The following is a 13,649-nucleotide window of genomic DNA, read 5'->3' as shown; positions in this document are numbered from 1 at the left end:
ATGAATTTTCCTTCCAATAATCCCGACCCGTTTCATCAAAATGGCAACGCCAATAAACTGCACTTTCCCCAACCCGAACCCAGTGAAGTTTCTGAAGAAATCGAAGATGTTAAAGGGATAAAACATGACCCTAGAACCGTAGAAATTATTCAACGTTCGTTTATTATTTTAACGGTAATTGGGTTGGTTTTTGGGGTGTTTATGGCGGTGGGGGTTTTGTATTTAATGCAGAGATTTAATATTACCGGACATCCAGCACAATTGGAACAGCCAATCAATCGATAAATGATCAGTGATTAGCATTTTTTATCTCATTGATGGGGCTAATCACTGGATCAAAATTATTCCCGGGACTGATACCGTTTTTGGGCAATTTGTTTAACTTTTTCTGAGAATTTTGGATAATTTTCTAGGACTTTATCGAAATCTTCCTTGTACAAAACAAATAACTCACAGTAAGTTAAGGTTTTTACTGAAGCAGTACGAGGACTATTATAAAGTAAGGCAATTTCACCAAAAAATGAACCCGCCACCATAATGGTATAAACTTTTCCGGTTTTTTCAGAAAAGGCTTGTAATTTTCCCCGTTTGACAAAGTACATTTCATGACCCATTTGTTCTTCCCGAATTACATAGTCATTAGGGGGGAGAATTCTGGGTTTTAATTTAATTACTAAGTCTTCAATAAAACCGGGTTCAGCATTTTGAAATAGGGGAACTTTTTCTAAAAGTTCTTGATAGAGATAACAATACATTTGGGTTTTAATAGAGTGAGGAAGTTCGTCCAATAAATCAAAATCTATGGAAACATCCCGATTATATTCCCACATATATTGGTAATAATCTAAAACATTTTTTTGTAAAGAGCGGGGGATTTTTCTTTCCCACATATAGGATTGAATTTGACCTAATTTATCTCGAAATCGGTTTTTACTAGCATCTAAATTAGCAATTATTGCCGCTACATTCCCGATAATAAAGGCATACAATGATACACCCAAAAACATCACTGTAAATGTAAAGATAAGTTCGACATTATTTTGAGGCGTAATATCACCATAACCTACCGTTGTTAAAGTTGTGATTGACCAATATAAGGAATGCAAATATTGTGTTGTTGTATTTTCTAAATATAAATCATTAATTTGTAGCCAAGATTCTCCCGATTGTCCAGTTATATTTCCAATAAGAAACCACAGACAAGCTATCCAATGATCAATTAAAAACACAACAATTAATAACTCAAACATTCGGACAATAGCCGAATTAAAATAAACATTATTATCCCATTTTCTAAATATCAAAAGACATTGAGAAAACCTTAAAAGCCTAGGTATTCTACATAATCCAATAAAAAACAAAGAAGTATTAGGTAAAAATAAATGAACAAATATATTGATCGGTAAACTCGCTAATAGATTAGATTTAAAGTCTGTATTGCGATAATAATAGCTAATTTTTTGTTTATCTTTAACGACTTCTCCCTCATCAATATAGCCAATATGAAATCTTAAAAAAATATCTGAAATCAAAATAAAATCTGCCAGACAATCTATCAGAAACCAAAAATCAAAAATTATGGCATTAAACGCCATCCGAAAGGGAATAATAAAACAGTTATATAGGGTAACAAAAACCAGTAATGATTCCCAGATTGTTAAGAATTTTGATTCTGGATGTAAAGACGGGATACGAGTGAGGAAAGGTAACATTGAAATGAAAAATTGAGTCTTCAATCAGATTGTATCGCTATTCTTATGCTAAAATTAGCACAAGCTAAATATTACAGTTAATCCCCACTTAACTTATGATTCAAACAACGTTGACCCCGTTTTCACAAAAACTCGGTTTTCCCCTCACAAAACAACCGATTACAATATTACAAATTAATTTAGGAAAACGGTGTAATTTAGCGTGTCACCATTGTCATGTCGAAGCTGGGCCAAAACGTACCGAAGAACTAGACCTAGAGATTAGTTTACAATTGATTGAATTAATTAATCGTTTTCCCCAAATTCAAACGGTGGATTTAACCGGAGGGGCTCCAGAAATGAATTATGGATTTAAACCTTTAGTCGAAGCAGCCAGAAACCTTGAAAAACAAGTAATTGTTAGGTCTAATTTAACCCTTTATTTTGTCCCTGGTTATGAAGATATACCCGAATATTGTGCCAATCATCAGTTAAGAATTATTGCATCTTTGCCCTGTTATTTAGAAAATAATGTGGATAAAATGCGAGGAAATGGTGTCTATCAGGATTCCATTCAAGCCATCCAAGGGTTAAACCATTTGGGCTATGGTAAAATACCGGAATTAATCTTGGATTTGGTTTATAACCCCGCCTTACCAACGACTGAAAAATTTACCTTACCCCCTGAACAATCTCAACTTGAAAAAACCTATAAAGATTATTTAAAACAACAGTTTGATATTCATTTTAATCAGCTATTAACGATTACCAATTTACCCATCGGACGCACAAAATCTTATTTACAGCAGAAAAAATTAGAATCTTCCTATTTGGAGTTTTTAGAATCTAACTATAATCCTAAAACAGTATCTAATTTAATGTGTCGAAATCAATTATCAATTGATTATCAAGGCTATATTTATGATTGTGACTTTAACCAAATGGAAAATATTCCAGCCCGGAATGCTTCGGGACAATTATTAACCGTTAGTGATTTATTAGATGCTAATAATTTAGATTTAATTGACACCGTAAAAACAGCACCCTATTGTTATGGATGTACCGCCGGATGTGGTTCTAGTTGTGGGGGATCTTTAGTTTGAAATTATAGTTGATCTTAACAAGGGTAAAGCCAAATTTAACCACAAAGACACAAAGAAGTTTTCAAGACCAACCTGCTCCGGGATATACTTTTAAAGACTTGGGAGAATAAAATGGGCGTTCAAGACTTATTAAAAAATCTCTTAGATTGGGTTGCTAATTTGGGATTTTGGGGGCCAGTTGCTTTTATTATTATCTACAATTTAGCCACAATATTATTTGTTCCAGGTTCTTTATTAACCTTGGGCGCTGGCGTTATTTTTGGGATAGTTTGGGGTTCAATTTATGTTTCTATTGGTTCGGTGATTGGGGCTACTTTTGCCTTTTTAATTGGACGATATTTTGCCAGGAATTGGGTTGCTAAAAAACTAGAAAATCATGAACAGTTTAAAGCCATTGATCAAGCGGTAAGTCAAGAGGGATGGAAAATAGTGGGTCTAACTCGTCTTTCCCCAATTTTTCCGTTTAATTTACTTAATTATGCTTTTGGACTGACGAATATTTCCTTAAAAGATTATTTTCTAGCCTCTTGGATTGGGATGTTACCAGGTACAATTTTATATGTTTATGTGGGATCTTTAATCGGAAGTTTAGCTCAGTTAGGAATGGGAGGGCGATCGCGTACCACGGTAGAATGGTTATTCTATGGAATAGGGTTAATCATAACGGTAATTGTTACAATTTATATCACAAAAATTTCCCAGAATGCTCTGAATCAAAAAATTAAATAGGTGGAGAGTTCCACCTATTTTTATTGAGATTAATTAGGCTTCCGGGGGCGTAGATTCAGCCTCAGCACTGATGGTTTTTGCCGTTGTTTCTAGTTGAGACGCAATATCCGATTTAATCGAACGTTTATACAATTTTCCGGCATACTCCTCTAAAGTTTCCGTTAATTTATCGACCCAAGTATGCTCAACTAAGGCAATAATCGCCGAACTTCCCGGGGTTAAAGATTCCGACAGTTCTTTAAGATCTTCCTGGGGAAATCCTAAATCCATAAAATGAGTAATTAAAGCTCCAACTCCTGCCCCACCTGCGGTTAAAGCAATGACTCCCAAAGCTCCAATCGGGTTAAACAGGGCAATTAATCCCGCCGTAATCCCGCCAATAATTGCCCCCCCTTTCGCGTCCGTATCTCCAGTTTCACTAATAGCAACTTTGCCTTTTTCATTCTTAACCATGACCGCAGCATTCACAATCGAAATAATCCCTTGTGTTTGCAATTCCTTGAGTTCTTTTAAAACTTCTTTAGCTTTTTCTTGTTCCGGGTAAGCGACAACAACCAACGTTGTTAAATCTTCTGAATAAGTCATGTTTTATTCCTCAAAATTTATGGTTTAAACAAATTAGGTTTATAGGGGCCGAAATCCCAACCCCTCCATTTTACCACACCCCCAATAACAAAGTCGATTAAAACCATGATAAATTGACAAAAGGGGTTGTGATATTTCATTCTAAACAAAGAATCCCAGTCTTAACGGTTAAGGATTTTTATTGTATGAGCTTGAGCGTGATTTTGTTGCTGATAGCGGGTTTAGTCTTGCTGGTTTTGGGAGCAGAACTATTAGTTCGTGGTGCTTCAACCATTGCTTCAATTTTGGGAATTCCTTCCTTACTTGTGGGGCTAACAATTGTTGCTTATGGAACCAGTTCTCCAGAAATGTCCGTCAGTATTCAATCAAGTTTAGTTGGTCAAGCGGATATCGCCTTGGGAAATGTAGTTGGAAGTAATATTTTTAATGTGTTAATCATATTAGGGATTTCGGCTTTAATTGCTCCTTTAATGGTAGCCAATCAGTTAATTCGGTTAGATGTTCCGATTATGATTGGCGTATCTGTTTTAACCTTAATGTTTGGCAGTGATGGCAAAATTAGTCGGGTTGATGGCACGATTTTATTTATTGGAGCAATTGTTTATACTCTGTTTTTAATTTATGAAGCCAAGAAACAAAAAAATGAGGAATCCGAGGAAGATGAATCCCAGACTGTAGTTGAAAATACCCCGAAAAACTGGATTATTAATATCGGTTTTATTGCGCTTGGATTGGTATTATTAGTTCAAGGGTCTAATTGGTTAGTTGAAAGTGCAATTTCCATCGCTAGAGCCATTGGAGTCAGCGAATTAGTCATCGGATTAACTATTGTAGCCGCAGGAACTTCCCTGCCAGAATTAGCCAGTTCTGTTGTGGCTACAATTAAAGGAGAACGGGATATTGCCGTTGGGAATGTCATTGGAAGCAATATTTTTAATATCCTGGCGGTGTTAGGACTATCCTCTGCTATTTCCCCAGAAGGAATTAATGTTTCCCCGGCAGCTTTAAATTTTGATATTCCGGTGATGATTGCAGTGGCGATATCCTGTTTCCCGATATTTTATACGGGCAAATCTATTGACCGTTGGGAAGGTGTACTTTTTTTAGCATATTATTTTGCCTATGCCATCTATTTAATCCTCGATTCTTCCAAACATTCTGAGCTTCCTCTGTTTAATTTTGTGATGATCGGTTTTGTAATTCCCATTACCATTATCACCTTAATTGTCACCACAGTTCGCAGCTATAAAGCCAAACGCAAACGTTTAAATCCTGAATAATTCAGGGTTTATCAGGGCGAGGTTTTCTCACCCCTAGCTTTAGATTAAATCCAAACTAACCTTTGAATCCTACAATTTTTAGAGAAAATATGGTTGCTGAAATTATTTGTGTCGGTACGGAACTGCTTCTGGGTGATATTCTCAATAGCAATGCTCAGTTTTTAGGGCAACAATTGGCTCAATTAGGCATTCCCCATTATTATCAAAGTGTCGTCGGAGATAATCGAGAACGCCTAAAAAAAGTAATTGCGATCGCCTCTGAACGCTCTCAATTATTGATTTTTACCGGAGGTTTGGGGCCGACTCCTGATGATTTAACCGTTGAAACCATCGCTGATTTTTTTGGATTTCCCCTGATAGAAAGACCGGAAATTATTGCAGATATCACTCAAAAATTTAATCAACGGGGACGGGTAATGTCGGCGAGTAATCGCAAACAAGCCCTAATTCCTCAAGGGGCAGAAATTCTGGCTAACTTAACTGGAACTGCACCGGGAATTATCTGGAAACCCAGGGGAGATGGGCTGACAATTTTAACCTTTCCAGGGGTTCCCGCCGAACTCTATCAAATGTGGTCAGATGTGGCAATTCCCTATCTGAAAAATCAGGGTTGGTGTCAAGGAATTATTCAAAGTTGTACCCTAAAATTTTGGGGCATAGCCGAATCCACTTTGGCCGAAAAAGCCGCTGATTTCCTAGATCTAAAAAATCCCACCGTTGCCCCCTATGCTAATCATGGAGAGGTGAAATTAAGAATTTCTGCCCGGGCCGACTCTCCAGAAATTGCTCAACAATTAATTACCCCCATTGAAACCCAACTCCGAGAAATTTCTGGACTCGATTGTTATGGGGCAAATGATCAAACCCTAGCCTCGGTGGTGGGGGAATTATTGCAACAACATCAAGCCACCTTGAGTGTGGCAGAATCCTGTACTGGAGGAGGTTTAGGACACATCCTGACCCAAATTCCCGGCAGTTCTGAATATTTTCTAGGCGGTGTAATTGCCTATAATAATCGGGTGAAGGCTGCTGTCCTCCAGGTCAACCCCGATGATTTAGCCGAACACGGGGCCGTGAGTGCGGTCGTCGCCGAACAAATGGCCATCGGTGTAAAAAATCTCCTACAAACCACTTGGGGTTTAAGTATTACCGGGATTGCCGGGCCAGGGGGAGGGACAGCGACCAAACCCGTCGGACTGGTTTACATTGGTTTAGCGACGCCCCAGGGCCAGGTAGAGAGTCTGGAATGTCGTTTTGGGGAAAAACGGAGTCGGGACTGGATACGGCGGGTCAGTAGCAGTACGGCTCTCGACCTTCTGCGTCGTCATCTGATCGGTAAGGGTTAATGAATGGTTGGGGGAAACAAGAAATTGTCAAGCTATTGCCTAAATTTGTAAAGATTCGTTATGCTGGAGGTGGTATTGTTCAATATCATGCCTAATCATAATTGCCAAAATTGTTAAGATGAAGCTAGTACAGTGTCTCTCTAGGTTTATTTGAGTTAGGCAGTTGCGGATTAGCGACCCTGATCAAACCAATTTTTAATTAATCCTAAATGCCCTGGCTCTAGGAGATGGTTGGGGCTGTAAAAATCCCCTAAATTAAAGAGATTATTCTAGGATGTTCTATTACCAAATGCTTAAAATTTTAGAAACTTTTATAGAATTTTAAGCCAGAATCGGAGTAATATAATAGAATAGGAAATATAGAGGAGATATCTGTTAAGGATAAAACTTGCTAACCCATAGCAAGCCTTGGTTTTCAGCTTTATGCGGTGATTGGGCTAACCATTCGGTTGACCTTAACCCCCAGTCCAGTTGCGTAGCTAGTTTACAGCGAGGAGCTTTTTGTTCAATGGAATACATTGATAGAATACTGGAAAAGTTAAAAGAATGGGCGCGGGAGCTTATTGATGCCCTATTGGGCCCGGCGACTCAACCCGAAGCAGAGCCAATTCCTGTACCCGTGGATGAGCCCCGCCGTCGGAGGTAGTTAATTTAACATTTGATTAAGGTTACTCCGTTGCTAAGTCTTTTAGTATTGCATGGCCCCAATCTGAATCTCTTGGGTCAGCGAGAACCCGAAATTTACGGGAAAACAACGTTAGAAGGAATTAATCGATTGTTGGAACAGGAAGCTCAGTTACTCCTGGTTAAACTCTCGATCATCCAGTCTAACCACGAAGGGGTTTTGGTGGATGCAATACACTCCGCATTCGGGCAACACCAGGGCTTGTTAATTAATGCCGGAGCCTATACTCACACCAGTATTGCCCTGCGAGATGCTATCTCAGGAGTCGGAATTCCGACCGTTGAAGTACATCTAAGCAATATTTACCGTCGAGAAGCGTTCCGGCATCATTCTTTCATTGCAGCAGTGGCGATTGGACAAATTAGTGGATTTGGAGCAGAAAGTTACCGCTTGGGACTACAGGCTTTGGTTCATCATTTGCAGGGGCAAAAACCTTTAGAATCCTCTCCATGAAACCCTATTCACTATCTGGCCAATTTCAAGGGTCTTTTCTAGGAATAGTCCTTGGTTATCGGTTGGGTCAACTGATGAAACTCGGGTCTGAAACCCGATCTCCCGGTTCGTCCCTAAATGGGGGGGGACTGATTCCCGGACTCGCTCAAAGCTTAATTCAACATCAGGGATTTCATCCCCTTGATTACTGGTCGTTAGTAACGAACCAGAGGGAAGAACCTCGAAAATTGGAAATATCTCAAAAACCCGCGATCGCATTGCCCCAGGGGTTAAATTCAGGCAGTGAGGTGGCTGTTGTTGGCTTTCCACTGGCTTTATTTTTTCACGATAATTTGAGTTGCTTACAAAAGTTAAGATCGAATAGCCCGGAACAGTTTGCCAGTGTCTGGGATGGGGTTTTGGTCATGGCGGTTGCGATCGCACAGACCCTAACTCAAAATCCAGAACTCCCCCAACTCATTCCCAATTTGTTAAAGCTGTTACCTACCGAATCCGCTTTAACGGCTCAATTAGACCAAGTTCAAACCCTCCTACAGCAAAAAGCCAGCTTGGAAACGGCCGTTCGTCAACTGACCCAGACCCCAAAACTGAGTCGTTCTCCTCAACCGACTATTCCGACCGATTTTGATCCACAGAATTGGACGGCCTTAGCCCTGGGCTTCTATTGTTTCCTCAGCACCCCAGAAGACTATTCTTTAACGGTTTTGAGATCGCTACAAACCAGATACCACCCTGAAATCACCGCAGCCATTAGTGGGGCTTTATCCGGTGCCTATCAGGGCTTAATCGCAATTCCAGTCAAATGGCGTTTGGAGTTTCAAGACCACTCTATTTGGCCTTCAACTGCTCCAGAAACCGAAAATAATCCTGTAAAACTCAACCCCACCCAGGAAGAACTGCTACAGTTGGCTCAGAATCTGTTTGCCCTTTGGTCAGGGATATATCGCCCTTTCAAACCAATGGTCACTGGCTTTCCTTAAAAACTCAAAGCAATACTATACAATTAAATTCAAACGGCTGCTAAACCCCTTGATCTAGTTTCCAAGCAGATGAATACGCTCCATAGTCTGACGCAACAGATTGAACGGCTTTGTCGCCGCGCCCATTTCGCCTCGCCTCCTACACAGCCTTCACCCACGAAGCTATCTGGTTCCAACCCTTCATTGTTAAATCGTCAACCCCGAAAAGTCAAAAAAAAATTTAGTTCCCTCACCAGTCCAAGCTTTTTCCTGGTGAGTGTGGTTTCCCTAACCAGCGTTATCGGCGTTCGATTTTACAACCAACCCAAATTAGATGTCGGTCGCATTGCCGAGGAAACCATTAACGCCCCCTGGGATGCCAGTGTTCCTGACCTGAAAACCACCGATGAAAAACGCAAAGCCTCTGAAATTGGTGCCATTCCCGTTTTAGTGATTGACGGTGCCGTTAATCAAGATATTGAGCAAACCATTCAAAAGGTATTAGCCCAGGGGACATCTATCCGCAATATCGCCGAACCTTTTCCATTTGTGAATACGGGAATTTTATCCACGGAAGTTCAGCATTACTTGCGCGGGGTTCCAGAACGAGAATGGCAAGATTTAATCGCCCAAGTTGAACAGGTGAGTGTACAAATTCCCTCAACTACCCCACCAAAAACTCCAAATAAAAAAAACCCGACAAAATTTACCGATTGGCAAGAAGCCAATTTAGTCGAAATTCGCCAACACACCCTCACACAATTACAGGCTTACCGTCAGGGAACCACCCCGGTTGAATTTTCACAATTATTATCCGATGTGACCCAAGCCCGTTGGCAATATGCCGCATCATTAAATGCCTTTTCTCAGGAATCCTCTATTGATCAAACAGTCTTTTATAGCGAGTCCATCTTTAGCTGGTCTGAGCAAATTTGGTTACAAACCCAACAAGGAATTGCTCAAATTACCGAGGAGATGTTAGCCCAGGGGATTGCTCCTGGCGTACCCGATGAAATTCTGAAAAAAGCCATTGAAGTCCATGTTAAATATACGATTCCTTTAGAAACTCAATTATTTGCGACTAATTTGTTAGATCAAGTTTTGAAAGCAAATTTAGTTAAAGATCCCGAAGCCACCCGTCGTCGAGCAGAGTTGGTTGCACAAAAAATTGAACCTGTTTTAGTCAATATTAATAAGGGAGAAGTTATTGTTAACAAAGGACAAAAAATTACTCAACGGGATTTTGTCTTACTGGATTATTTTGGTTTGAGTGAACGGGGAATTAATTCAAAAGGATTAATTAAGTTAGTGGGGTTAGTTAGTGCCGGAGTTGGAATTGTTTTATTGGTTGAGTGGAGATTTCATCGGGGCTTACGTCGTCGAGATCGGCTTTTATTATTACTGCTAACCCTGAGTACGCCGATTATTATTTTGTTGAAATTACCTCTGATTAATTTACCTGCGGTGGGGTTATTGGTGGGCAGTTTTTATGGCTCGGCTGTGGGGGTAACGGTTGTGGGTTTACTTTCAATTTTATTGCCGATTGGGATGGAAATTGATAGCTTTCATTTGTTAGCAAGTGTTGTAGGGGGATTAGTCGGAAGTCTTTTGGCGGGACAATCTCGGAGTCGAGAAGAATTAGCGTTACTAGGATTAGAGGTGGGAATTGCTCAAGGTGCTGTTTACTTAATTTTTAATTTGATGGCGAGTGCCACGGCCGGATCAATTTGGTATATCATGCTCAAGATTGTGGGATTACAAGTATTAGAAGGAGTGGCTTGGAGTATTGTTGCCTTGGGGTTAAGTCCCTATTTAGAACATCTGTTTGATTTAATTACCCCGATTCGATTAGCGGAGTTAGCAAATCCCAATCGACCGTTATTAAAAAAATTAGCGACCGTAGCGCCTGGAACGTTTCAACATACAATGTTTGTGGCAACTTTAGCCGAAGCCGCCGCTCAAGAATTGGGCTGTAATGTGGAATTAGTCAGAACGGGAACTTTATATCATGATATTGGAAAAATGCACGACCCTTTAGGATTTATTGAAAATCAAATGGGGGGAACGAATAAACATGATACGATTGATGACCCTTGGGAAAGTGCCAAAATTATTAAAAAGCACGTTAGTGAGGGGTTAGTAATGGCGAAAAAATATCGTTTACCCAAAGCAATTCAAGCGTTTATTCCTGAACATCAAGGCAGTATGCAGATTGCCTATTTCTATTATCACGCCCAACAACTGGCTAAAGAAAATCCTGAATTGGAAGTCCGGGAAGATGATTTTCGCTATGATGGGCCGATTCCCCAATCGAAAGAAACGGGTATTGTCATGTTAGCAGATTCCTGTGAGGCGGCATTGCGATCGCTCAAAGATGCCACCCACGAAGAAGCATTAAATATGGTGAATAAAATATTAAAGGCTAGATGGCAAGATAATCAATTAATTGATTCGGGTTTAACCCGGGCAGAAATGGCAAAAATTGCTGAAATCTTTGTGCGGGTTTGGGAACAAGTTAATCATAAACGGATTGCTTATCCAAAAGCCGCACTCAGTTGTCGATAATCTTATTCCCTATTCCCTGTTCCCTTCTATACTATTTTTCAACCATTAGAGGAAGGAATCTTAGGTTTAATTAATCGTTGAATACTAACATAAAAAGCTAATCCGATTAATCCTACAGCCAGGAAAGAAAATAAAACCGTTCCCATCGTCAATACACCAACCACCAGAGTCCGAACGGCTGCTGACATTTGAATCACGGTAAAATTCTCAGAATGGATAGGTTTGGCTGCAAACTTTCCAGAAATATTATGGGTTAAATTATAAAGACCGAAGGCAATGGCGGCATAAATCCCCGCATTACTAATACAACGGAATAAATTAACTGAATCCGTTTTTGAGGAAATTTCGGAGGTTTTAGGAGTATTTTGAGTCATGGTTTATAATTGGGCTAAACGAATACCAGTGGAGACAAATTTTGCAGTCCAAAACTCTAATTCCGGGTTAGCTATTTGGGTTTTAACTGCTTCTAAAACCCGTAATGCTTCGGCTTCAGATTCGGTTAAGGCGAAAACCGTTGGCCCGGAACCGGACATCATGGTTCCCAGAACCCCCTGGGACTCAAAGGCTTGTCGCAGTTCCAGGACTTGGGGATGTTCGGGTAAGGCAACTTTCTCTAAATCATTGTGCAGTAATTTACCAATTTCCGCGCCCTTTCCGTGCATAATGGCAGAAACCATTGGCCCCGAATGGACTCGGTGTTGACGAGTTTCTAAATCTTCAGCTTGGGAAATATAGGTCTGGCTAAACTGTTGACGATAGGTTTTATAGGCCCAAATCGTAGAAATTCCCAAGTTCCGATATTTGGCTAAAACCACATACAAATGATCTAAATTTTTCAGGGGAGAAAGTTCTTCCCCCCGTCCGGTAGCTAAGGCTGTTCCTCCTTGAATACAAAAGGGAACATCGGAACCAATTTGAGCCCCTAATACTTCTAATTCGCTTTGAGTTAAGCCCAATTGCCACATCAGATCTAAACCTACTAAAACCGCCGCTGCATCGGTGGAACCTCCGGCTAACCCTGCGGCAATGGGAATATTTTTTTTAATGTTAATTTCTACTCCCCCAAATTGTGCCATGGCCTCGGGGAATTGTTTAGCTAATAACGCCGCCGCTCGATAGGCTAAATTGGTGTGATCATTAGGAACTTCTGCATGATCACAACGGACACTAATGGTGTCAATTCCAATCGATTGAATATCAATTTGATCAGCTAAACTGATACTTTGTAACACCATCGCCAGTTCGTGATATCCGTCGGGGCGATCGCCTATAATCTCTAAGTAAAGGTTGATTTTTGCCGGAGCAATTAAAGAATAGGAACGCATTTTTATTCGGAATTAGGATAGATAGACGCGCCGTGGCACGTCTCTACAGGGGGGAAGGAAATAGATAGACTGTTTTTAATCAGTGACTAAATCCGTTATTTCCATCAAGTTAGCTAAATTAACCCATTGTTCAACGCTGAGGTCTTCGGCGCGAACTTGGGGGTTAATCTCTAATTGTTCCAGTAATTGGGTTAATTGATCTCGACTGATCACACTTTGTAAATTATTTCTTAACATTTTTCGTTTACTGGAAAATCCTAATTTGAGTAAGGTTTCCAAATATTGGGGGTTGGTGGCGGGATGGGCAATGGCACGGGGACTTAAACGCAACACCGCAGAATCGACTTTTGGGGCTGGATAAAAGGCCTTGGCGGGGACATCACAGATATATTCACAGTTAGCCAAATATTGGACTCGCACCGACAACGCCCCAAAGGTTTTAGACCCAGCATTGGCCGTGATTCGTTGGGCGACTTCTTTTTGAACTAACAGGACAATTAATTCATAAGGGTGAGGATTAGGCTCAGAAATCGTTCCTAACAATTGTTCAACAATCGGCCCAGTAATATTATAGGGAATATTGGCAACGACTTTATTCGGATTTTGAAACTTAGGAAAACCCTGGAGTTGACCCTGAATATCTAAGGTCAAAATATCCCCTTCTAGTAATAAAAAATTATCCCGATTACCGAATCTTTTAACTAGATTTTGAGATAAATCCCGATCAATTTCCACCGCCACAACCGACCGAGCTACCGATAATAATTGCGTGGTTAAAATCCCAGTTCCTGGGCCAATTTCCAAGAGACAATCCGATGGGGATAATAGGGCAGATTTAACAATTTTACTCAGGGCTTTTTCACTGCGTAACCAATGTTGAGCGAATTGTTTGCGGGGTTGGGGCGATCGCATATAAATAATTAAATAA

The 13,649-nt window shown here is 40.3% G+C and carries 14 protein-coding genes; 9 read left to right on the top strand and 5 right to left on the bottom strand.

Annotation, left to right across the window (positions count from 1 at the left end):
• Entirely contained in the window at positions 1–285 is a 285-nt protein-coding gene (locus AC2D3N_RS06925) for a hypothetical protein (protein WP_484693176.1), read from the top strand.
• 56 nt (positions 286–341) lie between these two features.
• On the opposite strand, the gene AC2D3N_RS06920 is transcribed toward AC2D3N_RS06925, so the two are convergent.
• Positions 342–1,712: an ion transporter gene (locus tag AC2D3N_RS06920; RefSeq protein WP_079679355.1), complete on the bottom strand. Its 1,371-nt coding sequence runs from the start codon at positions 1,710–1,712 to the stop codon at positions 342–344.
• A gap of 95 nt (positions 1,713–1,807) precedes the next feature.
• On the opposite strand from AC2D3N_RS06920, the gene arsS reads away from it, so the two are divergent.
• Together arsS and AC2D3N_RS06910 are read left to right on the top strand one after the other, a co-directional pair.
• The gene (gene arsS, locus AC2D3N_RS06915; protein ID WP_079679356.1) at positions 1,808–2,794 is read left to right on the top strand and encodes an arsenosugar biosynthesis radical SAM (seleno)protein ArsS; all 987 of its coding nucleotides are present in this window, start codon (positions 1,808–1,810) and stop codon (positions 2,792–2,794) included.
• A gap of 111 nt (positions 2,795–2,905) precedes the next feature.
• On the top strand, positions 2,906–3,523 hold the full coding sequence (locus AC2D3N_RS06910) for a TVP38/TMEM64 family protein (protein WP_079679357.1): 618 nt from the start codon (positions 2,906–2,908) through the stop codon (positions 3,521–3,523).
• Positions 3,524–3,556: 33 nt separating this feature from the next.
• On the opposite strand, the gene AC2D3N_RS06905 is transcribed toward AC2D3N_RS06910, so the two are convergent.
• On the bottom strand, positions 3,557–4,108 hold the full coding sequence (locus AC2D3N_RS06905) for a DUF1269 domain-containing protein (protein ID WP_079679358.1): 552 nt from the start codon (positions 4,106–4,108) through the stop codon (positions 3,557–3,559).
• 185 nt (positions 4,109–4,293) lie between these two features.
• Here AC2D3N_RS06905 and AC2D3N_RS06900 point away from each other — a divergent pair, with 185 nt between their 5' ends.
• From AC2D3N_RS06900 to AC2D3N_RS06875, 6 genes are all read left to right on the top strand, one after another.
• A complete protein-coding gene (locus AC2D3N_RS06900; RefSeq protein ID WP_484693175.1) occupies positions 4,294–5,388 on the top strand; it encodes a calcium/sodium antiporter in 1,095 nt (364 codons plus the stop codon).
• A gap of 89 nt (positions 5,389–5,477) precedes the next feature.
• A complete protein-coding gene (locus tag AC2D3N_RS06895; protein WP_484693174.1) occupies positions 5,478–6,734 on the top strand; it encodes a competence/damage-inducible protein A in 1,257 nt (418 codons plus the stop codon).
• Positions 6,735–7,242: 508 nt separating this feature from the next.
• Positions 7,243–7,380, top strand: a complete 138-nt coding sequence (locus AC2D3N_RS06890) for a hypothetical protein (RefSeq protein ID WP_197046423.1) — start codon at positions 7,243–7,245, stop codon at positions 7,378–7,380.
• A gap of 30 nt (positions 7,381–7,410) precedes the next feature.
• A complete protein-coding gene (aroQ, locus tag AC2D3N_RS06885) occupies positions 7,411–7,872 on the top strand; it encodes a type II 3-dehydroquinate dehydratase (RefSeq protein ID WP_079679362.1) in 462 nt (153 codons plus the stop codon).
• The gene (locus tag AC2D3N_RS06880; RefSeq protein ID WP_484693173.1) at positions 7,869–8,852 is read left to right on the top strand and encodes an ADP-ribosylglycohydrolase family protein; all 984 of its coding nucleotides are present in this window, start codon (positions 7,869–7,871) and stop codon (positions 8,850–8,852) included. The genes aroQ and AC2D3N_RS06880 overlap by 4 nt, the downstream gene beginning before the upstream one ends.
• Positions 8,853–8,921: 69 nt before the next feature.
• Complete coding sequence (locus AC2D3N_RS06875) at positions 8,922–11,396, top strand: HD family phosphohydrolase (RefSeq protein WP_484693172.1); 2,475 nt, start codon at positions 8,922–8,924, stop codon at positions 11,394–11,396.
• A 38-nt stretch (positions 11,397–11,434) separates the two neighbouring features.
• Here AC2D3N_RS06875 and AC2D3N_RS06870 read toward each other — a convergent pair whose 3' ends face one another.
• From AC2D3N_RS06870 to rsmA, 3 genes are all read right to left on the bottom strand, one after another.
• Positions 11,435–11,770: a DUF3082 domain-containing protein gene (locus AC2D3N_RS06870; protein ID WP_079679368.1), complete on the bottom strand. Its 336-nt coding sequence runs from the start codon at positions 11,768–11,770 to the stop codon at positions 11,435–11,437.
• Between the two features lie 3 nt (positions 11,771–11,773).
• The gene (gene ispE / locus AC2D3N_RS06865) at positions 11,774–12,721 is read right to left on the bottom strand and encodes a 4-(cytidine 5'-diphospho)-2-C-methyl-D-erythritol kinase (protein ID WP_484693171.1); all 948 of its coding nucleotides are present in this window, start codon (positions 12,719–12,721) and stop codon (positions 11,774–11,776) included.
• A 75-nt stretch (positions 12,722–12,796) separates the two neighbouring features.
• Positions 12,797–13,633 (bottom strand): 16S rRNA (adenine(1518)-N(6)/adenine(1519)-N(6))-dimethyltransferase RsmA, encoded by an 837-nt coding sequence (gene rsmA, locus AC2D3N_RS06860; protein WP_079679372.1) that lies wholly within the window; start codon positions 13,631–13,633, stop codon positions 12,797–12,799.
• Positions 13,634–13,649 lie beyond the last annotated feature (16 nt).

The sequence above is a fragment of the Planktothrix sp. PLAVEN19ND genome (assembly GCF_057220675.1).
The sequence above is the reverse complement of the archived record's forward strand: the minus strand, read 5'-3'. Positions and strand labels throughout refer to the sequence as shown.

Excerpts from the sequence above, each read along its gene's own strand:
- arsS (WP_079679356.1), top strand. The coding sequence starts at position 1,808 with ATGATTCAAACAACGTTGACCCCGTTTTCACAAAAACTCGGTTTTCCC.
- AC2D3N_RS06900 (WP_484693175.1), top strand. The coding sequence starts at position 4,294 with ATGAGCTTGAGCGTGATTTTGTTGCTGATAGCGGGTTTAGTCTTGCTG.
- ispE (WP_484693171.1), bottom strand. The coding sequence starts at position 12,721 with ATGCGTTCCTATTCTTTAATTGCTCCGGCAAAAATCAACCTTTACTTA.
- AC2D3N_RS06895 (WP_484693174.1), top strand. The coding sequence starts at position 5,478 with ATGGTTGCTGAAATTATTTGTGTCGGTACGGAACTGCTTCTGGGTGAT.
- AC2D3N_RS06870 (WP_079679368.1), bottom strand. The coding sequence starts at position 11,770 with ATGACTCAAAATACTCCTAAAACCTCCGAAATTTCCTCAAAAACGGAT.
- AC2D3N_RS06910 (WP_079679357.1), top strand. The coding sequence starts at position 2,906 with ATGGGCGTTCAAGACTTATTAAAAAATCTCTTAGATTGGGTTGCTAAT.
- AC2D3N_RS06875 (WP_484693172.1), top strand. The coding sequence starts at position 8,922 with ATGAATACGCTCCATAGTCTGACGCAACAGATTGAACGGCTTTGTCGC.
- rsmA (WP_079679372.1), bottom strand. The coding sequence starts at position 13,633 with ATGCGATCGCCCCAACCCCGCAAACAATTCGCTCAACATTGGTTACGC.
- AC2D3N_RS06880 (WP_484693173.1), top strand. The coding sequence starts at position 7,869 with ATGAAACCCTATTCACTATCTGGCCAATTTCAAGGGTCTTTTCTAGGA.
- AC2D3N_RS06925 (WP_484693176.1), top strand. The coding sequence starts at position 1 with ATGAATTTTCCTTCCAATAATCCCGACCCGTTTCATCAAAATGGCAAC.
- AC2D3N_RS06905 (WP_079679358.1), bottom strand. The coding sequence starts at position 4,108 with ATGACTTATTCAGAAGATTTAACAACGTTGGTTGTTGTCGCTTACCCG.
- AC2D3N_RS06890 (WP_197046423.1), top strand. The coding sequence starts at position 7,243 with ATGGAATACATTGATAGAATACTGGAAAAGTTAAAAGAATGGGCGCGG.
- AC2D3N_RS06920 (WP_079679355.1), bottom strand. The coding sequence starts at position 1,712 with ATGTTACCTTTCCTCACTCGTATCCCGTCTTTACATCCAGAATCAAAA.